Source organism: Xylophilus sp. GOD-11R (assembly GCF_033546935.1).
GTDB lineage: Bacteria > Pseudomonadota > Gammaproteobacteria > Burkholderiales > Burkholderiaceae_C > Xylophilus.
Window position 1 is genome coordinate 3,307,057 of the sequence record NZ_CP137854.1, and the last position, 23,185, is coordinate 3,330,241.

Sequence of the window (23,185 nt, forward strand, 5' to 3'; positions counted from 1 at the left end):
GGCCGATGCGCCGCAGGCGCGCGCGATGATGCCGGCGGCCGGCGCGGGCCACGGGGTGGTGGGCTGCGGCATGGCGTGCCCCTCAGGGGCCGGTGACGGTGATGCCACCGTCGATCTTCAGCGTGACGCCGGTGATGCTCGCCGCGGCGTCGGACACCAGGAACAGCGCGCTCGCGCCGACTTCTTCCGGCGAGGCCAGACGGCCCAGCGGGGTGCGCGACTTGCGCGACTGCCATCCCTCGTCGGTGATGACCGAACGCGCGCCCGGCGTGGACACCGGCCCGGGGGCCAGCGCGTTCACCCGGATGCCCAGCGGGCCGAGCTCTACCGCCTGCTGCCGGGTCAGGCAGTCGATCGCGCCCTTGATGCTGCTGTACACCGCCGCATGCCGGATGGCGAAGGACACCGCCACCGACGACAGGTTGACGACGCATCCGCCGCCGCGTCTGGCGAGGTGCGGCGTGGCGGCCTGCAGGCTCCAGAACGTGCCCTTCAGGCCGACGTCGATCATGCGGTCGATCACGTCCTCGGCCATGTCCACCAGCGGGCTGTAGCTGAAGTACACCGCGTTGTTGACGACGATGTCGATCCCGCCGACGGCGGCCGCGAAGTCGTCGACCGCGTCCTTCACCTGCTGGCGCCGGGAGACATCGCACACATAGGTGTGGGCGCCGGACGCCGGCAGGGCCGCGCTGGTCTGGCGCAGCAGCTCGGCGTTGTTGTCCAGCAGCGCCACCGTGCATCCCTCGGCCGCGAATGCGTCGGCGATGGCACGGCCGATGCCGCCGCCCGCGCCGGTGACCACGGCGGTCTTGCCCGCGAGTTGTCCCATGGTGCTGTCTCCGTTCCTGCTTTTCGATGACTTGCGCCGCGCTACTTCAGCGCGGAGTAGTCGGTCGGCACGAGGATCTGGTTCTCGATGCTCTTGACGATCGACTGCGTGGCCTCGGATGCGGCCCGCACTTTGATCCACTCCTGGTCGGCCTGGAAGGCGTTCCATTTCTGCTCACGCTCGGCCAGGCTCTCCCACTGCAGCAGGTAGGTCAGCGAGTGGTTGGTCGGGCCGATCAGCGTGGTCCAGAAACCCAGTTGGCGTATGCCGTGCTTCTGCCAGAAGCCCAGCGTGTGGTTGCGAAAACGCTCGTGCAGCGCGGGCAGGCGGCCGGGCACGCAGTGGTAGATGCGCAGTTCATGAATCATGGTCGGGTTCTTCTTTGACGGGTGATGGACGGAAAACGGCGTCGTTCAGCGGGCGGCGGCATACACCGCTTGCTCCACTTCTTCCTCCCAGCGGGTCTCGCCGATGGAGGTGGCGATGTGCGACATGAAGCTGTCGGTGGCGGCGCCGTGCCAGTGGCGCTCGTCGGCCGGTATCCACACCACGTCGCCCTGGCGGATCTCCAGCGGCGTCTCGCCGTCGAGGCAGACGAAGCCACGGCCGCTGGTCACCGTGAGCACCTGCCCCACCTCGTGGGTGTGCCAGTAGGTGCGTGAGCCGGGCGTGAAGAACACGTGGCCGATCATCACGCCGTCCTGCTTGGGCATGATGGGATCGGCGTAGACGATGCCGCTGAAGGTGGCCGAGCGCTGCTCGGAAACGGCGCCTTCGGAGCGCCCGCGGAAGACTTTCATGTCGCTTCTCCTGGTGGTGGGGTATGCAGCCGCACATGGCCGGAAACATCGCCGATGGCATCGACCACCCGGTTGCTGATCAACTCCCCGTAGCCCAGCGCCGTGGCCAGGCCGAAGCTGGCCATGGGGCCGGATGCGTTGAGCGAGCTGACGCCCAGCGAATGCAGCAGGTCGACATACAGCACCACGTCCTTGGTCATCAGCCGGCTGCTGAGGCCGCCTTCGAGGTAGTCGCCCCGCACGATGGACGGAAAGCGGTTCTGCGTGGCGAAGTTCACGCCGCTGCTGCTGTTGAGGATCTCCAGCAACTGGCCCAGGTCGAGCCCGGCCTTCTTGCCCGCGACCATCACCTCGGCAGTCGCCGACAGGGCGATCGCGTTGAGGAAGTTGTTGAGCAGCTTGGTGGTGTGGCCGGCGCCGCTGTCGCCCATGCGCAAGGCCTTGGTGGCGATGGGTGCCAGTGCCCAGCGGATCGCCTCGATGGCGTCGTGCTCGCCGCCCATCATCAAGGTGAGCCGGCCCTTCTCCGCCGCGGCCGCGCCACCGGAAATGCCCGCATCGATATAGAACGCGCCGGCTTTCCTGAACCGCTGTGCCAGGCGCTGGGTGGAACTGGTCGCGGCCGTGCTCAGGTCGATGACCGTCTGGCCGGCACGCACGCCAGCCAGCACGCCCTGGTCGCCCTCCACCACCGCCTCGACGACCCTGCTGTCGGGCAGCGACAGCATCACCACGTCGGCATGCGCCATCACCTGCGCGATGTCGCTCGCCGGCGCCGCACCCGCCGCCTCCGCACGGCCCGGCGCGGCGTCGAAGCCCAGCACCGAAATGCCGGCATCGACCAGCCGCCGCGTCATGCGCCCGCCCATGTTGCCCAGGCCGATGAAGCCTACCTTCTGCTGATTCACGCGTCTGTCTCCCAATGTGGCGGCGCGCTCAGGCCTGCGGCGCCTGCGCGGCGTCCCAGGCCTTGATGGCGTCGGAGGCCACGCGGAAGGCGGCGAGTCCGAGGGGTGCGCCGCAATAGATGGCGGCCTGCATCAGCACCGCACGAATCTCCTCGCGCGTCACCCCGTTGGTCAGGGCGCCCTTCACGTGGACCGACAGTTCGTGGTGCTGGCTCAAGGCCGTCAGCATGGCCAGATTGAGCATGCTGCGCGTTTTCAGCGAGAGCGTCGGATCGCCCCAGATCTCGCCCCAGCAGTATTCGGTGACAAGCTTCTGCATGGGTCGATTGAAGTCATCGGCCGCGTCCCACGACTTCTGCACATGCGCTGCGCCCAACACTTTTTGGCGGTTGGCGAATCCCACGTCGAACATGCTTTTTTCGTCCATCAAGGCGCTCCTTCCAGGGTGATTCGATCGGTCCGTCGCAGACCCGGGACAGGGCCTCGACCTGCGCGGAGCGCCGGGGCATCCGAGCGTGACGCAGCCGCAGATTATCATCAGACAATCAGTCAGTCCTACGCATTTTCCCTATCGTCCATGCCCGCTGGTGGTGCATGCCCGGGCCTGCACGCCTACCGTCTCCCCGGCCGGTATCCGACAGGCATTCGCCCTGGGGCATACCACCATGGACAAGCTGCGGAGGCTGTCTTCGCCGCCCCACCGAAAGCGCGAATGTCGGCCGTCATCAACCCCCGCCCCACCGTCATCCGTTGCGACCTCGAATACGAAGTCGCCACGCCGTCCCACTTCATCTTCAATATCCAGTGCGCCTACAGCGCCGACCAGTACGTCGCCTTCGAGGCGCTGACGGTCGATCCGCTGATCACGCTGCAGACCAGCTGGGACCCGGTCACCGGCAACCGCATCTTTCGATGCAACGCGAGCCCCGGCACGCTGCGCATCCGCTACGACGCGACGGTGCAGATCAGCCGCAACACCGACGGCGGCAACGACTACGAGTCCGAGGTGGCCGACGTGCCCGACCTGGTGCTGCCCTACCTCATGCCCAGCCGCTTCTGCCCCTCGGACACCATGAGCCAGGAGGCCCAGCGCCTGTTCGGCCAGGTGCCGCGCGGCCGCCACCGGGTCGACACCATCTGCCAGTGGATCCGCGACAACATCGCCTACCGCATCGGCACCAGCAACCCGACCACCACCGCGCTCGACGCCTACGAGCAGCAGGCCGGCGTCTGCCGCGACTTCGCCCACCTCACCATCACCTTCTGCCGCGCGCTCAACATCCCGGCACGGCTGGTCGGCGGTTATTGCCATTTCGCGGAGCCGCCGCAGGACTTCCACGCGGTGGTCGAGGTGTGGCTGGGCGGGCGCTGGGTGATGTTCGATCCGACCCTGCTGGCGCTGCCCGAGAACATCGTGCGGGTGGCCACCGGCCTGGACGCCAAGAACACCGCGTTTTCCACCATGTACGGCACCATGCTGATGTCGCACATGCACATCCAGGTCAATCACGACGGCGAACCCGCGCTGGACAACCCGGATCCGATCCAGGCCACCGTGCGCCGCGCCGGCACCTAGGGCATCAGCCCGCCGCCGCCCGCAGGTGCTCCACCAGCAGTTGCGCCGCACGCGGCAGCGCCTCCAGGCTGCGCACGCCAATCAAGAAATCGCGCTGCGCCGACGCATCCGTCAGCGCCACCAGCGCCAGGGGCGTGGTCAGCGCATTGCGCTCGGCCACCACCTGCGGCAACACCGCCACGCCCATGCCCGCGCTCACCATGAGGCAGAGCGCGTCGAAGCTCGTCACCTGCATGCGCAGTCGCCATGAGCGTTGCGCGGCGCGGGTGAAGCCGGCCAGCTGGGTGTTGATGGCGCTGCCGGTGTGCAGGCCGACGAAGTCGTAGGCCAGGGTGTCGGCCAGCGCGATTTGACGATGCCGCGCCAGCGCGTGGCCGGGCGCGGTCACCAGCACCAGCCGGTCGCTGGCGTAGGCGAAGGTCTGCAGCGGCGGGCCGGGCTGCACCGGCAGGTAGATGCCGATGTCGGTCGCGTTCTCGGCCACGGCCTTGGGGATCTGCGAGCTGGTCTTCTCGTCGATCTGCAGCTGCACCTCCGGATGCGCTGCCAGAAAGCCCTGCAGGTGGCCGGGCAGGAACTGGGTCAGCGCCGACATGCTGGCGGTCAGTCGTACCAGGCCGCGCACACCGGAGGCGTAGTCCTGCATCTGCACCGACACCTGGTCGAGCTCGTGCAGCGCGCTGCGCGCCAATGCCAGCAGCGCTCGACCGGCGGCCGTGGGCTCCACGCCCTTGTTGGTGCGGGTGAGCACCGGCGTATGGAGCGCGCCCTCGATCTCGCTCAAACGCTTGCTCACGGCCGCCGCCGACAGGTGCTCGCGCTCGGCCGCCGCCGCGATGGTGCCGAGTTCGGCCACGCGCACGAACAGGCGCAGCGAGGTCGGGTCCAGGTGGGCGCTCATGGCCTGCGGCCCTCGGTCGGGGTTATGGCGGCATGACCAAGCATTGCTATACCCGGCCGGGTGCAGTGGCCAGAATTTCCGCCACCCCATAGCCCCACCCATCGTCCAGCAGAGGAGACCCCATGGAGATGTCCACCCCCGCCCGCATCAAGGTGTTCTGGCAGCCCGGCTGCTCGTCGTGCCTGCGCACCAAGGAATTCCTGACCCAGCAGGGCATCGACTTCGAATCGATCGATGTCCACAACGATCCCGACGGCGCCGCGCAATTGCGGGCGCTGGGCGCGCGCAGCGTGCCGGTGGTGGCGCTGGGCGGCAAGTACACGCTCTGCCAGTCCTTCGGCGACGTGGTGAAGTTTCTCGACCTGAAGACCAAGCTGATGGACCCGCTGCCGCCGGACCAGCTCGTCGCCAAGCTCGAACTGGTGCTGACCGCCGCCGCCCGCTACACCCTGCAGTTCCCCGAAGCCGCCCTGCGCGAGACCTTCCGCGACCGCAACCGCACGCCCGCCGGCACCGCCTTCCACGTGTTCCGCGTGGCCGAGATGGGCCTGCAGGCCGCCCAGCAGATCGAATTGCAGTTCGAGGGCTTCAACGACGTGCCGCCCGACGACTGGAGCGCCCAGGACATCGCCGACTGGGGCCTGCAGGTGCGCGACCGCCTGCTGGCCTGGTGGGCGCAGGAAACCGATCGCTCGGCCAGCTACACCGTGCCCACCTACTACGGCCGCCGCACCCTGCACGACGTGCTGGAGCGCACCGCCTGGCACGCGGCGCAGCACACCCGGCAGCTGATCCTGATGCTGGAGAGCCACGGCGTGCTGGCCGACCGGCCGCTGAGCTCGGAAGACCTGGCGGGCCTGCCGGTGCCCGACAAGGTCTGGGACCGCTAGACCGGTCCCCGCCCGGAACCCGCCCCTCGCCAGAACAAGGAAAAGAGACAAACCATGAACCCCGCCCTCGCCTCCCGTCGATCCGCCCTGGCCGCCATGGCCTGCGGCCTGCTGCCCTTCGCCGCGCCCACGGCCCATGCCCAGGGCAACGGGCCGCAGGGCTATCCCAACAAGCCGGTGCGCATCGTGGTGCCCTTCGCGCCCGGTGGTGGTGGCGACGCGGTGGTACGCAACATCGTCGAGAAGCTCGGCGAGCGGCTGGGCCAGCAGGTCATCATCGACAACAAGCCCGGCGCTTCCGGCTACATCGGCGCGCAGCTCGTGACCTCGGCGATTCCCGACGGCTACACCCTGCTGATGGGCTTCGACGGCTCGCTGGTGGTGGCGCCCAACATGATCAAGGCGCCCTTCGACGCCTCGACCGACTTCGCGCCCGTCACCAAGCTCAACGACGCCTCGCTGATCATCGCGGTCAATCCCGCGCTCGGCGTGCGCAACCTCAAGGAGCTGATCGAAGTCTCCAAGACGCGGCCCGGCGGCGTGCAGTTCGGCTCCTCGGGCGCCGGCACCACCACCCACCTGGCCGGCGAGCTGCTCGCCATCCGCTCCGGCATGAAGGTCACCCACGTGCCCTACAAGGGTGGCGGCCAGGCGGTGACCGACGTGGTCAGCGGTCAGCTGCCGATGATCATCACCGTCATTCCGACCATCGCCGGCTTCATCCAGGACCAGCGCCTGGTGCCGATCGCGGTCACCGGCCCGCGTCGCTCCAGCTCGCTGCCGGACGTGCCGACGGTGAGCGAATCCGGCGTGCGCGACTTCGACGTCACCTCCTGGTACGGCATCCTGGCGCCGGCCAAGACGCCGGCGGCCATCACCCACTACCTGCAGAAGGAGATCGCCGCGGTGCTGGCCCTGCCCGAAGTGCGGGAGCGTTATGCCAAGGGCGGGTTCGAGCCGGTAGGCAACACGCCCGAGCAGTTCGCGGTGCAGATCAAGGACGATCTCGCCCGCTGGGGCAAGGTGGTCAAGGACGCCAGCATCCGCGTCGACTGAGCGCAGCGCGGGCATCGACGCGGCCTTCAGAACGCCTCGGTCGCCAGGGCCCCGACCGCGTCGGCCCCTTCCACGATCGCTTCGCGCAACCCGGCGGTGCGCGGCAGCAGATGCGCTGCGTAGAAAACTGCCGTGGCCACCTTGGCCTGCAGGAAGGCGTTGTCGCCTTGCCCCGCCGCGATCGACGCTTCGGCCGCCAGCAGGGCGCGCGCCATCTGCCATCCGCAGACCAGGTTGCCGGCCAGCATCAGGTAGGGCACCGAGCCGCCATAGGCCGCCGCGATGTCCTCGCGCGACTTCTCCAGCATGAAGTCGACCACCTCCTCGAACGCCCAACGCGCCGCCGACAGCCGGCCGAGCACCGCCAGCGCCGCGCCCGAGCCGCTGGCCTTGAGCGCGGCCTCGGTTTCCGCGATGCCGGCGGCCACCGCCCGCGCCGCCGCCCCGCCGTCACGCACCGTCTTGCGGCCGACCAGGTCGTTGGCCTGGATCGCGGTGGTGCCCTCGTAGATGGTCAGGATGCGCGCGTCGCGGTAATGCTGCGCGATGCCGGTTTCCTCGATGAAGCCCATGCCGCCGAACACCTGCAGCGACAGCGACGTCGCCTCCAGGCTCATCTCGGTGGAAAAGCCCTTGACCAGCGGCACCAGATATTGGTGCAGCGCCCGTTGGCGTGTCCGCTCGGCCGCATCGGGATGCGCAATCGCCCGGTCGTGCGCGGCGGCGGCCACGCAGGCCATGGCGCGCGCGCCCTCCACCAGCGCCCGCACCGTCATCAGCAGCCGGCGCACGTCGGGGTGCTCGACGATCGCGACCGGCTGCGCGGCCGAGCCGTCCACCGGCCGCCCCTGCACCCGCTCGCGGGCATAGGCCACCGCCTTCTGGTAGGCGCGCCCGGCCACCGCCACGCCCTGGATGCCGACGGCGTAGCGGGCCGAATTCATCATGATGAACATGGTTTCCAGCCCACGGTTGGGCTCTCCCACCAGCCAGCCCCGGGCGCCCGCGCCGTCCATGCCCGGGCCGTCGTTGCCGCCGAACTGCAGTACCGCCGTGGGCGAGGCGCGAATGCCCAGCTTGTGCTCGATCGACTGGCAGCGAACGTCGTTGCGCACGCCCGGCCGACCGTCCGCGTCGGGGATGAACTTGGGCACCAGGAATAGGCTGATGCCCTTCACGCCCTCCGGCGCGCCGGCGATACGCGCCAGCACCAGGTGCACCACGTTGCCGGCCATGTCGTGCTCGCCCCAGGTGATGAAGATCTTGGTGCCGAACAGCCGCCAGCTGCCGTCGCCGGCATCGTCGGCGCGGGTGCGCACCTGCGACAGATCGCTGCCGGCCTGCGGTTCGGTGAGGTTCATGGTGCCGGTCCACTCGCCGCTGACCAGTCGCGGCAGATAGGTGGACTTCAGTTCCTCGCTGCCGGCGATCAGCAGGGCGTCGATGGCGCCGTCGGTGAGCATGGGGCAGAGCGCGAAGCTCAGGTCGGCCGCATGCAGCATCTCGGCGCAGGCGGCGGCGATGGTGCACGGCAGGCCCTGGCCGCCGAAACCCGGCGGATGCGCCAGGCCCTGCCAGCCGCCGTCCACGAACTGGCGATAGGCGGCCGCGAAGCCGGGCGAGGCGGTCACTTCGCCGGCGGCATGGCGTGGCGGATCACGGTCGCCGCTGGCGTTGAGCGGCGCCACCACGTCTTCGGCGAAGCGGGCGCATTGCGTGAGCACCGCGTCGGCCGTGTCGAGGCCGGCGTCCTCGAAGCCGGGCAGCGCGGCGATGGCGTCGAGATCGGCGAGATGGGCGATGTCGAACAGCAGGTCCTGGACCGGGGCGGTGTAGCTCATGGCGGCTGGAGATCGATACGGCAAGTGAAAAAAGGCCGCGACTGCGGCCTGGTGGTCAGACTCCGGAACGGCCTCGTTCAGTCGACACGGATCTTGGAGTCCTTGACGATGGTCGAGTACTTGTCCAGATCCTCGCGCACCTGGCGGCCGAACGCATCCGGGCTGTTACCCGAAGCCTCGATGCCCAGCGCTGCGAGCCGCTCGCGGATCGCGGTCTCATTGACCACCTCCTTGAGCTCGCGCTGCAACCGGTCGACCACCGGCCGCGGCGTCTTGACCGGCGCGAAGATGCCGATCCACGAGTTGATCTCGAAGCCCGGCACCGATTCGGCCACCGTCGGCACGTCGGGCAACGACGGCAGGCGCTTGGCGCTCGACACCGCGATCGCCCGCGCCTGCCCCTTCTGCACGAAGGGATAGGCGCCGGCCACTGCCGTGTAGAGCATCGGCAAGGTGCCGCCGACCAGGTCGGCCAGCGCCTGGCCGCCGCCCTTGTAGGGCACGTGCACGAAGTTCGCGCCGGTGCGCTGCTTGAGCAGCTCGCCGCCCAGATGCGGCGTGCTGCCGGTGCCGGCACTGCCGTACGACACGCCGCCGGCGGTCGCCTTGGAATAGGCGACGAGCTCCGGCAGCGTCTTCACCGGCACCGACGGATGGGTGACGATGATCAGCACCGCGTCGCCGATCTTGCTGACCGGCGCGAAGTCGCGCACCGTATCGAAGGGCACGCTGGCATAGACATGGGGGTTGATCACCATGGTGCCGTCGAAGCCCAGCAGCAGGGTGTAGCCGTCGGGCGGGGCGGCGGCGACCATCTGGGTGCCGATGTTGCCGGAGGCGCCCGGCCGGTTGTCCACCACGACCTGCTGGCCCAGGCGCTGGCCGAGCCGCTCGGCCACCACGCGTGCGCCGGTGTCGGCCACCCCGCCGGGCGAGAAGGGCACGACCAGGCGGATCGGCTTGTTCGGAAATTCCTGCGCCCGGACGACGCCTGGCAGGCCCGCCACGCTGGCCAGGCTCAGCGCGGCGGCCGCCAGCAGGCCACGGCGGGCGGTGGGGAATCGGTTGGCTTTGCGGTTCACGGCTTGTCTCCTCGTTATCGGTTTGGGGGAATGCGGATGACCGTGCCGTCCGGCTATTCGGCGACGATGCCGCCGCGCTGCGCCACCTGCGACCACTTGCCCACCTCCTTCTGCAGGAAGCCCCGGAACTCGTCGGGCGAATTCACCACCACGCGCGCGCCCTGGGTGCGCATCTGCTCGGCCACCGCCGGCTCGCTGGTCACCTTGCGCACGTCGCGCACGATCTGCGTGACGATATCGTCAGGCATGCCGGCCGGGCCGAACAGGCCGTACCAGCTCTCGGAATCCACGCCCTTCACCCCGATCTCGTCGAAGGTCTGCGCGTCCGGAAAGATCGGCATGCGCTTGGCCGCCGCCACGCCCACCACCCGCAGCGCGCCGGACTGCACATGCGGCAGCGCGGTCAGCACGCTGGTCGCGCCCATCGGCAGGTGGCCGCCGATGATGTCGACCATGATCGGCGCGCCGCCCTTGTAGGGCACACCGGTCAGCTTGAGGTTGGCCGCCTGGCGGATCATCTCCACCGTCAGCCGCGTCTGGCCTTCGGAATAGCCGGCCGCGAGGTCGGCCTTGCGGCCGGCCTGGATCACGTCGCCGAGCGTCTTGTAAGGCCCCGCCGCCTGCACCACCAGCACCGTGGGCGAGGCGGCGATCTCGGTGATGGCGGTGAAGTCCTTCACCGTGTCGTAGGGCATGTTCTTCATCAGCACCGGGTTGATCGCATGCGAGCCGACCACCAGCAGCAGGGTGTGGCCGTCGGGCCTGGCCTTGGCCACGTGCGATGACCCGATGACGCCGTTGGCGCCGGTGCGGTTGTCGACCACCACCGACTGGCCCCACAGCTCCGAGAGCCGTTGCGCGACCAGCCGGCCGACGATGTCGGTGCCGCCGCCTGCTGAGTACGGCACGATCAGGGTGACCGGCTTGCTGGGGAACTTGTCGCCCTGCGCCCAGGCGGGAGTGCCCAGCGCGGCCAGGCCGGTGAAGGCGGCCAGGGTGGCGACGGCGTCGCGCCGGGTGGGCCGCGCGCGGCCGGTTGTCGTGGCTGTAGTCATCTGTTTGTCTCCGTCTTCGTTATCGAAATCTTTTGCGGAGGGCCGGGCCGCCTCTTGGCGGGCGGGCGACGGCGCTCCGTTGGGTAGGGCTCAGGCGGTTGCCAGCGCGGCCTGCTCCTGTTCCCGCTTGGCGCGCTGCATGCGCAGCCAGGCGCTGGAGCGACCGCCGAGCGAGCGCTGCAGCAGGGTCTCGGCATAAGCGACCGCGTCGAGCAGGCTGTCCAGCGAGATGCCGGTCGACAAGCCGCTGCGTTCGGCCATCAGCACCAGGTCTTCGGTGGCCAGGTTGCCCGCCGCACCCGGCGCGAACGGGCAGCCGCCGATGCCGCCCACGCTGGCGTCGAAGCGCCGCACACCGGCCTCCAGCGCGGCCCAGGCGTTGGCCACGCCCATGCCGCGCGTGTCGTGGAAATGCACCGCCAGCTGGTCCAGCGGCACCCGTTCGCGCAGGGCACCGAGCCGGTCGCGCACCTGGCCGGGAGATGCCGAGCCGATGGTGTCGGCGATGACGATCTCGCCCGCGCCGGCGGCCAGCATGCGTTCGGTCAGCCGCGTCACTTCCGACACCGGCGTCTCGCCCTCGAACGGGCAGTCGAAAGCCACCGCCACGTAGGCGCGGGTGCGCAGGCCCAGGCGGTGCGCCTCGTGCAGGGTCTGCTCGCTGACCTCGGTGGCCTGCTCCAGGCCCATGTTGATGTTCTTGCGATTCATCGTCTCGGTGGCCGAGAGCACTACCGCGATTTCCTCGGCACCGGCCGCGAAGGCCCGCTCCAGGCCCTTGAGATTGGGCACCAGCACCGAGGTGCGCAGCTGCGGCAGCACGGCGCGCACCCGGGGCACCAGCTCGGCCGCGTCAGCCATCTGCGGCACCGCCTTGGGCGAGACGAAGCTGGTGGCTTCGACGCTGCGCACGCCGGCGGCGGCCAGCAGCTCGATCAGGTGCAGCTTGGCGTCGGTGGAAACGGCGATCTTCTGGTTCTGCAGGCCGTCGCGCGGCGCGACGTCGGTGATGTGAACGGTATCCATCGTGCGGTTCTCCTGGTCGGGGCGGTTCAGGCGATCGCGCCTTCGGCGCGCAGCTGTTCGAATTTCTCCTGCGTGTAGCCGACCAAGTCCTGCAGCACCGCGCGGGTGTCCTGGCCGAGTGCCGGCGGTGTGCCGAAGGCCTTGGTCGCGGCGCCCGAGAGCTTCATCGGATTGCCCGGCATGCGCACGCTCTGGCCGTTGGACAGCGGCACCTCCACCACCATGTCGCGTGCCACCACCTGCGGGTCGCCCAGTGCCTGCGCGAAGTTGTTCACCGGGCCGCAGGGAATGCGGGCGGCGCGCAACTTTTCCAGCCAGTAGTCGGTGGGCTGCTTGCGGAATTCGTCGGCGATGATCGCGTCGATCTCGGCCCGGGCGGCGAAGCGCACCGGCTGCTGCACGTACTCGGGCTTGCGCAGCGCCGGCAGGTCGATGAACTCGACGAAGCGCTCGAAGAAGTTGTCGCCGATGCAAGCCACGATGACATGACCGTCGGCGGTGGGAAAGCTGTTGTAGGGCACGTGCACGAAGTGCGCGTTGCCGATGCCGTCGGGAATATTGCCCGACATCAAATGCATGGTCGCCATGTAGTTGAGCAGCGAGATCTGCGCGTCGAGCATGGAGATGTCCACGTGCTGACCGACGCCCGTGCGCTCGCGCTCCACGATGGCCGCCAGCACGCCCATGGCGCCGAAGATGCCTCCGCCGAGGTCACCGATGGGAATGCCGCTGCGCAGTGGGCCGGTCTGCGGCGTGCCGGTGATCGACATGCCGCCGCCCATGGCCTGCACCACCTGGTCGAAGGCCGGGCGCTGGGTCTGCGGGCCGGTCATGCCGAAGCCGGTGACCGAGCAGGTGATGATGCGCGGATTGACCTTGGACAGCGTCGCGAAGTCGATGCCCAGGCGTTCCGGCACGCCGGCGCTGAAGTTGTCGAAGACCACGTCGGCCTTCTTCACCAGGTCCAGGAACACCGCCTTGCCGGCCTCGCTCTTCAAGTCGATGCAGACGCTTTCCTTGTTGCGGTTGAGCGTGAGGTAGTAGGCGCCCATGCCGTCGCGGGCGTACTGCGGGTCTTTCTCCAGCAGCCGGCGGGTGCCTTCGCCGGTGCCGGGCGGCTCGACCTTGATGGTGCGGGCGCCCAGGTCGGCCAGCATCATGGTGCCGTAGGGGCCGGACAGCATGTGCGTCAGGTCGAGGACCGTGATGTGCTCCAGTGCCATGTTCTATGTCTCCTTGCGTACGTTGCAGTGGACCGGGATTGCACGTCCCGTGCCAGCGCGTTTGCAATCCCAAGTCATTGATATTGCTCATTCAATCGGGCAAACGTCGCATGACGCATGTTGCATGAAACGTGCGTGAGACAATCCAGCGCTTCACCTGCAACACGCCACGTCGCATGCCCTCCAACCGCACCTCCCTGCCGCGCGTGTGCTTTCTCAGCTACCGCCACATCCGCGAATTCGCCCTGCCGGTGATCGCCGAATACGCCGACCGGGCCGACATCGAGGTAGTCGACGGCACCTTCGACGGCGCGGTGGCCGTCGCGCAGGACCGCATCCGCAACGGCCAGGTCGACGCCTTCGTCAGCGCCGGCTCCAACGCCTACATCCTGCGCAGCGGCGTGCGCCTGCCGGTGGCCACCATCCAGTTGGGCGGCTTCGACCTCCTGCAGGCGCTGATCAAGGCGCGCCGCATTTCCTCGCGCGTCGGCGTGGTGATGTACGGCCAGACGATTCCCGAGCTCGACGAGGTGAAGACGCTGCTCAACATCGAGATCGCCCAGTACGCCTACCGCACGCCCGACGACGCGCGGCGCCGCTTCGAGCAGCTGCGCGAGGCCGGCTTCGAGGTCATCGTCGGCTCCAGCCTGGTGGTGGAGCTGGCCCAGGAAGCCGGTCTGCACGGGCTGCTGGCCTATTCGCTGGCGAGCATCCGCAAGGGCTTCGAAGACGCGATCGAACTGGCGCGCGTCGCCCGGCTCGAGGCCAGCCGCTACGAGCAGCTCAACGGCGTGCTGCACAACCTGCAGGAAGCCGTGCTGGCGGTCGACCGCCAGCACCGCATCGTGGCGGTCAACCCGCCGATGCAGCAGCTGCTCGGCCGCGCCCAGGGCCTGCTGCTCGGCGAGCCGCTCGACGAGGTGGAGCCGCGTTTCTCGCTGCAGTCCACGCTCGAAGGCGGGGTGCAGGAAGACGCGGTGGTTCAGCGGCTCGGCCAGCGCGACTGGGTGGCCCACCGCACGCCGATCCGCGAGCGCGGCGAGGTCACCGGCGCGGCCCTCACGCTTTACGACGCGCGCGTGATCCACGAGGCCGACACCAGCCTGCGCATCCAGCAACGCCGCCGCCAGGGCGCAGCGCGCCACGGCTTCGTCGGCATGGTCGGCGCCAGTGCGGCGTTGCAGGAGGCCATCGCCTCGGCCCGCCGCTTCGCCCGCACCGACCTCACCGTGCTGATCACCGGCGAGAGCGGTGTCGGCAAGGAACTCTTCGCCCAGGCGATCCACAACGACAGCGCCCGCGCCGGCCGGCCTTTCGTGGCGGTCAACTGCGCGGCGTTTCCGGAAGCCCTGCTGGAGAGCGAGCTTTTCGGCCACGAGGAAGGCGCCTTCACCGGTGCGCGCCGGGGCGGCCGGCGCGGCTTGTTCGAGACCGCACACACCGGCACCCTGTTCCTCGACGAGATCGGCGACATGCCCCTGCCGCTGCAGTCCCGCCTGCTGCGGGTGCTGCAGGAGCGCGAGATCACCCGCCTGGGCGCCACCGCGCCGATTCCGGTGGACGTGCGGGTGATCGTGGCCACCCACCAGCCGCTGCGCGCCATGGTGGCCGAGCGGCGCTTCCGGCAAGACCTCTACTACCGCATCGCCACCCTGCCCTTGCCGCTGCCGCCGCTGCGCGAGCGCCGCGACGACATCGCCCCCCTGGCGCAGGCGCTGCTCGCGCGATGCCTCGACCGCCACGGCCACCGGCTCGACCCCGGCCGCGCCCTGGCGCCGCTGCTGGCCGAGCTCGCCGCCTACGACTGGCCGGGCAATGTGCGCGAGCTGGAAAACATCGTCGAGCGCATGGCCGTGCGACTGCTGCGCTTCGACACCGAGCGCGACATCGTCCACGACGAACTGCGGCGCGACTGCCCGGAGGTATTCGAGCCGCGTCCGGCCGCGGCCCCGCCGCTTGCCGACGACGAAGTGCCCACGCGCGAACGCATCGCCGCCGCGATGGCCGCCGCCGGTGGCCGCCGGCAGCAAGCCGCGAAGGCGCTCGGGGTGAGCCGCTCCACGCTGTGGCGCTGGCTCAAGGAAGCCGGCTGACAACAGCCGACCGGGCGCGGTCGCTCAGTCGACGCCGGTCGACGCGAACGCACCCGAGGCCGAGCGCACCTCGACCTCGGCGCGCAGCACCTGCTCCTGCAGCTCGGTGTAGGCCACCTGCTTCTCCGTGCCCGACAGGATCGCGTCGATCAGCTCCAGGATGCTGCCGCGCCCGAGCTGGTAGGCGTCGCGCGCCATGCGGCCGAGCTCGGGCAGTTGCGACAGCCCTTCTTCGCCGAAGCGGTCGGTGAGCCGCTGCAGGCGCTGGAACTGGTCCACCGAGCGCCGCAGCGTGGCCTCGGCATCGGCCACCACCGCGCGGCGGCGTTGCCGGCTCTCGTCGGCCTGCGCGCGGGCCCGCTCGATCGGGCCCTGGCGCCGGTCGAACAGCGGTATTTCCACCGACACCCCGATCAGCGTGTGCCGCCCGTCGGCATCGTGCAGCCGGCCGACGCCCACTGAGGGCGTGGGCAGCGCCTCGCGCCGCTCCACCTCGATCAACGTTTCGGCCAACCGCTCGGCCGCCAGCGCCGCGCGCACCGAAGGCAGGCGCTCGCGGGCCACCTGCCAGCGGCTGTCGAAGCGGCCCGAATCGGCCGCCGGCCGCAGGCTGCCGACCGCGCGCGGCCGCCAGTCCGGCGCGCCGACGAAGGCGGCGACCTCGCTGGCCGCCGCCGCTTCCGCCGCCTCGGCCTGGGCCAGGCGCATCGCCAGATTGGCCGTCTCGACGCGGATGCGGGTGAGGTCGTAGCGGCTGCGCGCGCCGGCGCTCACCTGGCCCTCGACGATGGCCGCAGCTTCGGCCAGCGCGCCCTGCGCCTCGCTCCAGCGGTCGGCTCGCTCCTGCGCCGCCAGCAGGGCGACGAAGGCGCCGGCCGCGTCGCGCAAGGTGCCGGCGGCCAGGGCCTCGACATTGGCGGCCGTGGCATCGATGCCCCGGCGCGCGCCTTCCATGCGCATGCCGCGCTGGCCGAAGAGGGGAATCGGCTGTTCGATGGCGGTCTGCCGCTCGCCCGCGCCGCGCCCGTGGGAGATGGCCGGGTTCGGCAGGGTCGAGGCGGTGCGCAGGTCGGCGCGCGCCATGTCGACCAGGTAGCGGTCGGCCAGCAACGCGGGGTTCTCGCTGCGCACCAGCGCCAGGAAGGTGTCCAGCGACAGCTGCGGCGGCCGGCTGCTGGCGATGTCGCCGGCCGGCAGGGTGAATACCGCCGGTGGCGGCACGGCGGCCGGCCGGGCTTGCGCCGCGGCACCTTCCATGCCGGCGCAGAGCAGCAGGATCGGCGCTGCACGGTGGATCCAGGTCCTGCTAGGCATCGGCACGGTCTTCCATCTTGTCGTCGAGGCGGCGCGGCCCCAGCCACGCGTAGAGCAGCGGCAGCAGCACCAGCGCCACCACCGGCAACACCGCCATGCCACCGACGATGACCGAGGCGAAAGGCCGTTGCGTCTCGCTGCCGACCCCCGTCGACAACGCCATCGGCAGCAGGCCGAGCAGGCCGAGCAAGGTCACCAGCAGCAGCGAATGCATGCGCTCGGCCGTGCCCTGCACCAGCGCCTGCACCAGCGGCAAGCCCTGTCGTCGCAGGCCTTCGACCGCGCTGAGCACCAGCAGCCCGGCCAGCGCCACCTGCCCCAGCAGGGCGATGAAACCGATCGCCGCGCTGATCGACAGCTCGATGCCCGTCAGGTGCAGCGCCGCGATGCCACCGACCATGGCGAAGGGTGCGCACAACAAAATGACGCCCGCGCTGCGGGCTTCGCCGAGCGCAGCGAACAGCAGGGCGAACACCACCAGCAGCGACAGCGGCACCACGATGCGCAGCCGGGCGGAGGCGCGGCGCTGGTTTTCCCATTCGCCGCCCCATACCGCCTGATAGCCCTCGGGCAATTTGGCGACCTGGCCGAAGGCGTGCAGTGCGTCGCCCACCACCGAGCCGATGTCGCGGCCCTCCACGTTGAACTTGAGCGCCATGTAGCGCGCATTGCCCTCGCGGAAGATCGAGGCGTTGCCGATCTTCACGCCCACGCTGGCGAGCGCGTGCAGCGGCACCGGCCGGCCGTCGGGCGCCGGCACCGCGATCTCGCGGATGCGCGCCTCGTCCATGCGGTCCACATAGGGCAGCCGCACCCGCACCGGCACGCCGTGTTCGCCCTCCCACATGGTCGTCACCACCCGGCCGGCCAGCGCCACTTCCACCGCCGTGTCGGCGGCTTCCATCGAGATGCCGTGGCGCGCCAGCGCCTGGCGGTCGAATCGGATGTGCAGCTGCGGCGCTGGCGCGTCGCGGTAGAGGTCGAGGTCGACCACGCCGGCGATCGGCCGCAGCGCGGTCTTGGTGGTCTCCAGGATGCCGCGCATGGTCTCGATGTCCGGCCCGAAGAGCTTCAACACCACGTGGCCGCGCGCGCCGGAGGTGGACTCCTCCACGCTGTCGCGGATCGGCTGGGCGAAATTGAAGGCCACGCCGGGAATCTCCACCAGCGTGGCGCGCATCTGCGCCACCAGCGCGTCCTTGTCGAGCCCCTGGCGCCAGTCGCCGTGGGGCTTGAGGCGGATCAACGCCTTGGCCAGGTTGATGGTCTCGTTGTCGGTGCCCGACTCCGGCCGGCCCTGCTCGGTGGTGACCGAGATCACCTCCGGAAAGGTCTTGAGCCGGCGCCGCACCTCGCGCAGGATCTCCTGGCCCTTCTCCAGCGAGACCGAGGGCGCCATCTGCACCAGCACGTAGGCGTCTCCCTCGTCGAGCTCGGGCAAAAATTCGGTGCCCAGCCAGGTGGCCGACAGCAGCGCCAGGCCCAGCGCCGCCACCGCTCCCCCCAACCAGGCGCGGCGCGCGCGGCCACTCGCCAGCAGCGCGGCGATCCAGGTCTCGAAACCATGGTGCATGCGGCGAAACACCGCTGCTTCGGGCTGGCTCACATGCTCGGGCCGCAGCAGCAGCGCGCACAGCGCCGGCACCAGCGTCAGAGCGAAGACCAGCGCGCCGAGCAGCGCGAAGCTGTAGGTCAGCGCCAGCGGCCGGAAGATGCGCCCTTCGATGCTCTCCAGCGAGAACACCGGGATCAGCGCGGCGATCACGATGGCCATGGCGAACAGCGTGGGCCGCGCCACCGCCACCGCCGAATCCACCACCACGGTGCGCAGGTCGGCGCGGGTGGCGGGCTGGCGCAGCCGGGCGTTGCGGATGATGTTCTCGGTCAGCACCACCGCGCCGTCGACCATGATCCCGAAGTCGATCGCGCCCATCGAGATCAGGTTGGCCGGCAGCCCCAGGAAATGCAGGCCGATGAAGGCCACCAGCAGCGACAGCGGGATCACCGTGGCCACGATCAGCGAGCCGCGCAGGCTACGCAGAAACAGCCACAGCACCGCCACGATCAGCACCGCGCCGAACAGCAGGTTGTGCTGCACCGTCGCCAGCGTGTGGCCCACCAGCTGCGAGCGGTCGTAGCTCGGCTCCATGCGCATGCCCGCGGGCAGCAGGCCGCCGTTGAGCTGCTCGACCCGGCGGTGCACCTCGTCGAGCACCTTCGACGGGTTGGCGCCGCGCTTGAGCAGCACGATGCCCTGCACCACGTCGTCCTGGTCGTCCATGCCGACCGAGCCCTGGCGCGGCGTGTGCGACTGCATCACCCGCGCCACGTCGCCCACCGTCACCGGCACGTTGGCATTGCTCTTGAGCACCACCGCCGCGATGTCCTGCGGCGTCACCAGCAGGCCGATGCCGCGGATGATGAGCGACTGCTCGCCGCGCCGCAGCAGGCCGCCGCCCACGTTCTTGTTGGAGCGCGACAGGGCCTCGGTCACGTCGTCGAGCGTGAGGCCCAGCCCGGCGACCTTGCCCGGGTTGACCTCCACATGAAACTCCTTGACGAAGCCGCCGATGCTCACCACGTCGGCCACGCCCTGCACCTGCTTGAGCACCCGGGTGACGTTCCATTCCTGCTCGGTGCGCAACTGCGACAGCGTATGCCGGTCGCTGGCCAGGCGGTAGTAGTAGATCTTGCCGAGCGGCGTGTAGTCGGGCGCCATCTCCGGCACCACGTCGTCGGGCAGGTCGGCCTGCGGCAGCCGCTGGGTGACCTCGGCGCGGGCGCGGAAGCTGTCGGCGCCGTCCTCGAACACCATCGACACCATGGCCAGCCCGAAATAGCTTTCCGAGCGCAGCGCCTGCAGCCCCGGCGTGCCGTTGAGCACCCGCTCCAGCGGCAGCGTGATCTGGCGCTCCACCTCCTCGGGCGCCAGGCCGGGAGCCTGCGCGATGATGCCGACCTGCACGTTGGTCACGTCGGGATAGGCCTCGATGGCGGTGTCGAGATAGGCGAAGACGCCATAGGCCGCCACGGCGGCCGTGGCGACCAGCGCGGCCAGGCGCCGGTGCACCACGAAGGAAATCAGCGAACGGAGCATGGGACCCTTCGCTTACTGCAGCTGGCTGGCGGCGCCGTCGAGCAAAAGCGCTCCCCGCACCACGATGCGGTCGCCCACCGCCAGCCCGCCCAGCACCGGAATGAAGCCGCGCATCGGCTGGCCCAACTCCACATCGCGCGCCTGGAACACGGTGTCCGATCGCTGCAGGTAGACGATGGATCGGCGTTCGTCCTTGATCAGCACGGCCGACAGCGGAATCACCAGCCCCGGCGGGCTCGCCACCTGCATCGCCACCTTGGCCAGCATGCCGGGGCGCACCGTGTCGGGCGGGTTCTCGATGGAGACGAACACCGGCGCGCGGCGGGTTTCCTGGTTGAGCGCGGTGCCGATGCGCTGCACCCGGCCGCGCATCGGCCGCGACAGCGACGAGGTTTCGACCTGGGCCTCGGCGCCTTCGCGCAGCCCGGCCAGGTCGCTCTCGAACACCTCGGCCACCACCCAGGTGGCGCTCGGGTCGCCCACCAGGAACAAGGGCTCGCCGCTGGTGTCGACCGCCGCACCCACGGTCGCCTTGCGTTCGGCCACCACGCCGGCGCGTGGTGCGCGCAGCACGATGCGGTCGGCACCGCCGCCGTCATTCCCGCCGTTGCCCAGCAGCGCGACGGTGCCGCGCGCCCGGTCGAGCTCCTGCGTGGCTTCGCGCAGCCGGGCTTCGGCGGCCGCACGTTCCATCTCGACGCCGATGCCTTTTTCCACCATCAGCCGCTGGCGCTGCGCCTCGCTGGCGGCCAGGCCCTGGGCCACCACGGCGTTGCCGGCCTCGGCGCGCAGGCGCAAGGCCTCGGGACTGGCGACGGTCGCCAGCGGTTGGCCGGCCGTCACGATGTCGCCGATGTTGGCGTGGACCTGCACGATGCGGCCCGCCGCCGGCGAGCCGACCGCCGTCACCCGGTCGTCGCGGAAGGCGATGCGCGCGGGCGCCCAGATGGTCTGGCTGTCACGCCGCTCGGCCACCGGCTCGATCTGCAGCATCTGCAGCGAGGCCGGCTGCACCCGCAGCTCGCCGGGTACCTGCGAATGCACCGCGGCGGGTGCCGCCGGCGGTGCGTTGTCGGAATTGCCGCAGGCCACCAGCAGCCAGGCCGCCAGCGCCGGAGCGGCGTGGCGGATGCGAGCGAACGGGTGACGAAAGGGTTTGTTGTCGGATCGTGGGACGGACACGCTGGCAGGCTCCTGCGTCCCCCGGCGTGCATCGCTCGCGGTCGGGTCGACCGCCCGGGGGACAAGAGCCGCCGATGCTAGGAGCGGCCGCCGTCCCGGTGCATGACCACCACATTACCGATCGGCAAGGTGCGCGCCAGGCAGTTCCACCGCCACCCGCAGGCCGGGTGCGGCATCGCCGAAACGGATCGTGCCGCCGTGCAGCCCCACCACCGCGCAGACGCTGGCCAGTCCCAGGCCGAAGCCCGGCAGCTCGCTGCCGGCCCGAAAGAAACGGGTGCCCATGCGTTCGATGTCGGCGGCCGCCACGCCCGGGCCGTCGTCCTGCACTAGCAGGCTGGCGCGGCCGGCGTCCAGCGTGGCGCCCACCCGTACCCGGGCGCCGGCTCCGCCGTATTTCAGGGCGTTGTCGAGCAGGTTGGCCAGCGCCCCGGCGAGCAGGTCGCGGTCGCCCGGCGCCGCCAGCCCGGGCGGCACCTGCAGCTCGATGCGCGCGCCCTGCTCCTCGGCCACCGGTTCGTAGAACTCCACCATCTCGGCGGCCAGCGTGTCGAGCCGCACCGGCTCGAAGCTCTGCCGGCGCGCGCCGGATTCCACCTCGGCGATGCCCAGCAGCTTGTCGAAGATCTGCGCGAGTTCCTCGATCTCGCGCGCCGCCCGGCCCAGCGCGTCGGCGCGCTCCTCGGCCGGCCGGTGCTCGGCCGCGCGCAGACCCAGCAGGATGCGGGTCAGCGGCGTGCGCAGGTCGTGGGCAATGGTGTTGGAGACATGGCGCACCCCGTCCATCAGCTGCTGCAGCTGGTCGAGCATGCCGTTGATCTCGCGGTTGAGCCGGGCGAATTCGTCTTCCTGCGACGAGATCGGAATGCGCTGGCCCAGGTCGCCCGCCTCGATCCGCACGATGGTGCGGCGGATGCCGCCGATGCGCTTTTCCAGCTCCTGCCGGAAGATGAGCGCGCCGCCCACCGTCATGAGCAGAGCCACCAGCGCGCCCCAGCCGATGGCCCGCACGATCAGCCGCTCGATCTCGCGCTGGTGCAGCAGGTCGCTGCCCACCAGCAGCCGGCGGCCTTCGGGCAGCGCATACACCTTGAGCCGTGCATCCGTGGGGCGGCCGTCGCGCACCGCGCGTGCCTCCACCACCTCGCTGGCGGCCGCGGCCGGCAGGGATATGAGCATCACGTTGCCCACGCGCCGGGCCCCGTCGGGCTCCAGCAGCAGGTAGATCTCGGTGTCGGTGTTCATGCCGTCGCGCAGCATGTCCTGGATGTCGCGCGCGAGCTGGTCCACGCCTTCGCGGTCGGCGGTGAACAGCAGGCGCTGCGCCGTCACCTCGATATGCCGGTCGATACGGTTTTGCAGCACGCCCACCGTCTGCAGGTAGAACAGCGTGAGGATGACCGCCATGGTCACCACCACCAGCGCGCCGTAGTTGAGCGCCAGCCGGAAGGCGACCGAGCTCCAGAGCCGGCGCAGCGGGTTCATCGCGCCGCGTCCGGCACCTCTGCCGACAGCGCATAGCCCACGCCGCGCACGGTGTGGATCAGGCTCGTCGCGTGGCCCCGGTCAATCTTGTTGCGCAGCCGGCTGATGTGCACGTCGATGACGTTGGTGTTGGGATCGAAGCGGTAGTCCCATACCGCCTCCAGCAGCATGGTGCGGGTAACCACCTGGCCGGCATGCGCCATGAGATAGGCCAGCAGCCGGAATTCGCGCGGCTGCAGCTGCAGCCCCACGCCGCCGCGTTCGGCGCTGCGGGCCAGCAGGTTCAGCCGCAGGTCGGCCACCACGATCTCCTGCAGCGGCTCGCCCGGCTGCGCCCGCCGCACCAGCGCCGCCACGCGGGCCGCCAGCTCCGAGAACCCGAAAGGCTTGGTCAGGTAGTCGTCGCAGCCGGCCTTCAGGCCCTTGACCCGCTCGTCGATGGCCGCCAGCGCGCTCAACACCAATACCGGCGTCTGTTTGCCCAGGCCGCGCAGCGTGGTGACGATGGACAGCCCGTCCACCCCGTGCGGCAGCATGCGGTCGAGCACGATCACGTCCCAGGGCTCGGCCATGGCCCGCGACAGGCCGTCGACCGCGTCGGCCGCGACCGAGGCGAAGTAGCCCAGTTCGCGCAATCCGTCGGCGATGTAGCGGGCGTTCTGGGGGTCGTCTTCGATGATGAGGCAGCGTTGCATGAGCAGGCGATTCTAGGAATGCGCTTCGGGCGGACCGCCCGCCTACCCATTTCTGGTGATCTCGCTTGCCCTGATTGCAGCGCTCTGCGGGCGGGTCGAAGCTCGTGACATCGCGTCACGAATTCCACA

Annotated in this window: 20 protein-coding genes; 4 read left to right on the forward strand and 16 right to left on the reverse strand. The window is 70.1% G+C overall.

Annotation, left to right across the window (positions count from 1 at the left end):
- Positions 1–82: 82 nt before the first annotated feature.
- The 5 genes from R9X41_RS15350 to R9X41_RS15370 all read right to left on the reverse strand — a co-directional run bounded on the left by R9X41_RS15350 (position 83) and on the right by R9X41_RS15370 (position 2,967).
- The gene (locus R9X41_RS15350) at positions 83–832 is read right to left on the reverse strand and encodes an SDR family NAD(P)-dependent oxidoreductase (RefSeq protein ID WP_318631312.1); all 750 of its coding nucleotides are present in this window, start codon (positions 830–832) and stop codon (positions 83–85) included.
- Positions 833–873: 41 nt separating this feature from the next.
- Positions 874–1,200, reverse strand: coding sequence for an NIPSNAP family protein (locus R9X41_RS15355; protein WP_318631313.1), 327 nt, complete (start codon positions 1,198–1,200; stop codon positions 874–876).
- A 45-nt stretch (positions 1,201–1,245) separates the two neighbouring features.
- Positions 1,246–1,632, reverse strand: a complete 387-nt coding sequence (locus R9X41_RS15360) for a cupin domain-containing protein (RefSeq protein ID WP_318631314.1) — start codon at positions 1,630–1,632, stop codon at positions 1,246–1,248.
- Positions 1,629–2,501, reverse strand: a complete 873-nt coding sequence (locus R9X41_RS15365; RefSeq protein ID WP_412556710.1) for an NAD(P)-dependent oxidoreductase — start codon at positions 2,499–2,501, stop codon at positions 1,629–1,631. Before R9X41_RS15365 ends, R9X41_RS15360 begins: the two co-directional genes overlap by 4 nt.
- A 67-nt stretch (positions 2,502–2,568) precedes the next feature.
- Positions 2,569–2,967: a carboxymuconolactone decarboxylase family protein gene (locus tag R9X41_RS15370; RefSeq protein ID WP_318635249.1), complete on the reverse strand. Its 399-nt coding sequence runs from the start codon at positions 2,965–2,967 to the stop codon at positions 2,569–2,571.
- A 285-nt stretch (positions 2,968–3,252) separates the two neighbouring features.
- Here R9X41_RS15370 and R9X41_RS15375 point away from each other — a divergent pair, with 285 nt between their 5' ends.
- The gene (locus R9X41_RS15375; RefSeq protein WP_318631316.1) at positions 3,253–4,116 is read left to right on the forward strand and encodes a transglutaminase-like domain-containing protein; all 864 of its coding nucleotides are present in this window, start codon (positions 3,253–3,255) and stop codon (positions 4,114–4,116) included.
- 4 nt (positions 4,117–4,120) lie between these two features.
- Here the strand turns inward: R9X41_RS15375 and R9X41_RS15380 are convergent, their stop codons facing one another.
- Entirely contained in the window at positions 4,121–5,017 is an 897-nt protein-coding gene (locus R9X41_RS15380) for a LysR family transcriptional regulator (protein ID WP_318631317.1), read from the reverse strand.
- 122 nt (positions 5,018–5,139) lie between these two features.
- Between R9X41_RS15380 and R9X41_RS15385 the strand changes: the two genes are divergently transcribed.
- Both R9X41_RS15385 and R9X41_RS15390 read left to right on the forward strand, forming a co-directional pair.
- Positions 5,140–5,907 carry a glutaredoxin domain-containing protein gene (locus R9X41_RS15385; RefSeq protein WP_318631318.1) on the forward strand — a complete coding sequence of 256 codons (768 nt, stop codon included), beginning with the start codon at positions 5,140–5,142 and terminating at the stop codon, positions 5,905–5,907.
- A 54-nt stretch (positions 5,908–5,961) separates the two neighbouring features.
- The gene (locus R9X41_RS15390; RefSeq protein ID WP_318631319.1) at positions 5,962–6,963 is read left to right on the forward strand and encodes a Bug family tripartite tricarboxylate transporter substrate binding protein; all 1,002 of its coding nucleotides are present in this window, start codon (positions 5,962–5,964) and stop codon (positions 6,961–6,963) included.
- 26 nt (positions 6,964–6,989) lie between these two features.
- Here the strand turns inward: R9X41_RS15390 and R9X41_RS15395 are convergent, their stop codons facing one another.
- From R9X41_RS15395 to R9X41_RS15415, 5 genes are all read right to left on the reverse strand, one after another.
- A complete protein-coding gene (locus R9X41_RS15395; protein ID WP_318631320.1) occupies positions 6,990–8,804 on the reverse strand; it encodes an acyl-CoA dehydrogenase in 1,815 nt (604 codons plus the stop codon).
- Positions 8,805–8,881: 77 nt separating this feature from the next.
- Positions 8,882–9,820: a Bug family tripartite tricarboxylate transporter substrate binding protein gene (locus R9X41_RS15400; RefSeq protein ID WP_318635250.1), complete on the reverse strand. Its 939-nt coding sequence runs from the start codon at positions 9,818–9,820 to the stop codon at positions 8,882–8,884.
- 119 nt (positions 9,821–9,939) lie between these two features.
- The gene (locus R9X41_RS15405; RefSeq protein ID WP_318631321.1) at positions 9,940–10,941 is read right to left on the reverse strand and encodes a tripartite tricarboxylate transporter substrate binding protein; all 1,002 of its coding nucleotides are present in this window, start codon (positions 10,939–10,941) and stop codon (positions 9,940–9,942) included.
- A gap of 90 nt (positions 10,942–11,031) precedes the next feature.
- Positions 11,032–11,967: a hydroxymethylglutaryl-CoA lyase gene (locus R9X41_RS15410; RefSeq protein ID WP_318631322.1), complete on the reverse strand. Its 936-nt coding sequence runs from the start codon at positions 11,965–11,967 to the stop codon at positions 11,032–11,034.
- Between the two features lie 26 nt (positions 11,968–11,993).
- The gene (locus R9X41_RS15415; protein ID WP_318631323.1) at positions 11,994–13,190 is read right to left on the reverse strand and encodes a CaiB/BaiF CoA transferase family protein; all 1,197 of its coding nucleotides are present in this window, start codon (positions 13,188–13,190) and stop codon (positions 11,994–11,996) included.
- A gap of 176 nt (positions 13,191–13,366) precedes the next feature.
- Here R9X41_RS15415 and prpR point away from each other — a divergent pair, with 176 nt between their 5' ends.
- Complete coding sequence (gene prpR, locus R9X41_RS15420) at positions 13,367–15,283, forward strand: propionate catabolism operon regulatory protein PrpR (RefSeq protein WP_318635251.1); 1,917 nt, start codon at positions 13,367–13,369, stop codon at positions 15,281–15,283.
- Between the two features lie 24 nt (positions 15,284–15,307).
- Here the strand turns inward: prpR and R9X41_RS15425 are convergent, their stop codons facing one another.
- The 5 genes from R9X41_RS15425 to R9X41_RS15445 form a co-directional block, all read right to left on the reverse strand.
- Positions 15,308–16,597 carry a TolC family protein gene (locus R9X41_RS15425; RefSeq protein ID WP_318631324.1) on the reverse strand — a complete coding sequence of 430 codons (1,290 nt, stop codon included), beginning with the start codon at positions 16,595–16,597 and terminating at the stop codon, positions 15,308–15,310.
- Positions 16,590–19,694 (reverse strand): efflux RND transporter permease subunit, encoded by a 3,105-nt coding sequence (locus tag R9X41_RS15430; RefSeq protein WP_318631325.1) that lies wholly within the window; start codon positions 19,692–19,694, stop codon positions 16,590–16,592. Before R9X41_RS15430 ends, R9X41_RS15425 begins: the two co-directional genes overlap by 8 nt.
- Before the next feature lie 12 nt (positions 19,695–19,706).
- Positions 19,707–20,876 carry an efflux RND transporter periplasmic adaptor subunit gene (locus tag R9X41_RS15435; protein ID WP_318631326.1) on the reverse strand — a complete coding sequence of 390 codons (1,170 nt, stop codon included), beginning with the start codon at positions 20,874–20,876 and terminating at the stop codon, positions 19,707–19,709.
- Between the two features lie 114 nt (positions 20,877–20,990).
- Complete coding sequence (locus R9X41_RS15440; protein WP_318631327.1) at positions 20,991–22,361, reverse strand: sensor histidine kinase; 1,371 nt, start codon at positions 22,359–22,361, stop codon at positions 20,991–20,993.
- Positions 22,358–23,056, reverse strand: a complete 699-nt coding sequence (locus R9X41_RS15445; protein ID WP_318631328.1) for a response regulator transcription factor — start codon at positions 23,054–23,056, stop codon at positions 22,358–22,360. The genes R9X41_RS15440 and R9X41_RS15445 overlap by 4 nt, the downstream gene beginning before the upstream one ends.
- Positions 23,057–23,185: the final 129 nt, after the last annotated feature.

Excerpts from the sequence above, each read along its gene's own strand:
- R9X41_RS15440 (WP_318631327.1), bottom strand. The coding sequence starts at position 22,361 with ATGAACCCGCTGCGCCGGCTCTGGAGCTCGGTCGCCTTCCGGCTGGCG.
- R9X41_RS15385 (WP_318631318.1), top strand. The coding sequence starts at position 5,140 with ATGGAGATGTCCACCCCCGCCCGCATCAAGGTGTTCTGGCAGCCCGGC.
- R9X41_RS15415 (WP_318631323.1), bottom strand. The coding sequence starts at position 13,190 with ATGGCACTGGAGCACATCACGGTCCTCGACCTGACGCACATGCTGTCC.
- R9X41_RS15425 (WP_318631324.1), bottom strand. The coding sequence starts at position 16,597 with ATGCCTAGCAGGACCTGGATCCACCGTGCAGCGCCGATCCTGCTGCTC.
- R9X41_RS15370 (WP_318635249.1), bottom strand. The coding sequence starts at position 2,967 with ATGGACGAAAAAAGCATGTTCGACGTGGGATTCGCCAACCGCCAAAAA.
- R9X41_RS15375 (WP_318631316.1), top strand. The coding sequence starts at position 3,253 with ATGTCGGCCGTCATCAACCCCCGCCCCACCGTCATCCGTTGCGACCTC.
- R9X41_RS15365 (WP_412556710.1), bottom strand. The coding sequence starts at position 2,501 with ATGGGCGGGCGCATGACGCGGCGGCTGGTCGATGCCGGCATTTCGGTG.
- R9X41_RS15445 (WP_318631328.1), bottom strand. The coding sequence starts at position 23,056 with ATGCAACGCTGCCTCATCATCGAAGACGACCCCCAGAACGCCCGCTAC.
- R9X41_RS15355 (WP_318631313.1), bottom strand. The coding sequence starts at position 1,200 with ATGATTCATGAACTGCGCATCTACCACTGCGTGCCCGGCCGCCTGCCC.
- R9X41_RS15350 (WP_318631312.1), bottom strand. The coding sequence starts at position 832 with ATGGGACAACTCGCGGGCAAGACCGCCGTGGTCACCGGCGCGGGCGGC.
- R9X41_RS15395 (WP_318631320.1), bottom strand. The coding sequence starts at position 8,804 with ATGAGCTACACCGCCCCGGTCCAGGACCTGCTGTTCGACATCGCCCAT.
- R9X41_RS15360 (WP_318631314.1), bottom strand. The coding sequence starts at position 1,632 with ATGAAAGTCTTCCGCGGGCGCTCCGAAGGCGCCGTTTCCGAGCAGCGC.
- R9X41_RS15380 (WP_318631317.1), bottom strand. The coding sequence starts at position 5,017 with ATGAGCGCCCACCTGGACCCGACCTCGCTGCGCCTGTTCGTGCGCGTG.
- R9X41_RS15405 (WP_318631321.1), bottom strand. The coding sequence starts at position 10,941 with ATGACTACAGCCACGACAACCGGCCGCGCGCGGCCCACCCGGCGCGAC.
- prpR (WP_318635251.1), top strand. The coding sequence starts at position 13,367 with ATGCCCTCCAACCGCACCTCCCTGCCGCGCGTGTGCTTTCTCAGCTAC.
- R9X41_RS15410 (WP_318631322.1), bottom strand. The coding sequence starts at position 11,967 with ATGGATACCGTTCACATCACCGACGTCGCGCCGCGCGACGGCCTGCAG.
- R9X41_RS15390 (WP_318631319.1), top strand. The coding sequence starts at position 5,962 with ATGAACCCCGCCCTCGCCTCCCGTCGATCCGCCCTGGCCGCCATGGCC.
- R9X41_RS15430 (WP_318631325.1), bottom strand. The coding sequence starts at position 19,694 with ATGCTCCGTTCGCTGATTTCCTTCGTGGTGCACCGGCGCCTGGCCGCG.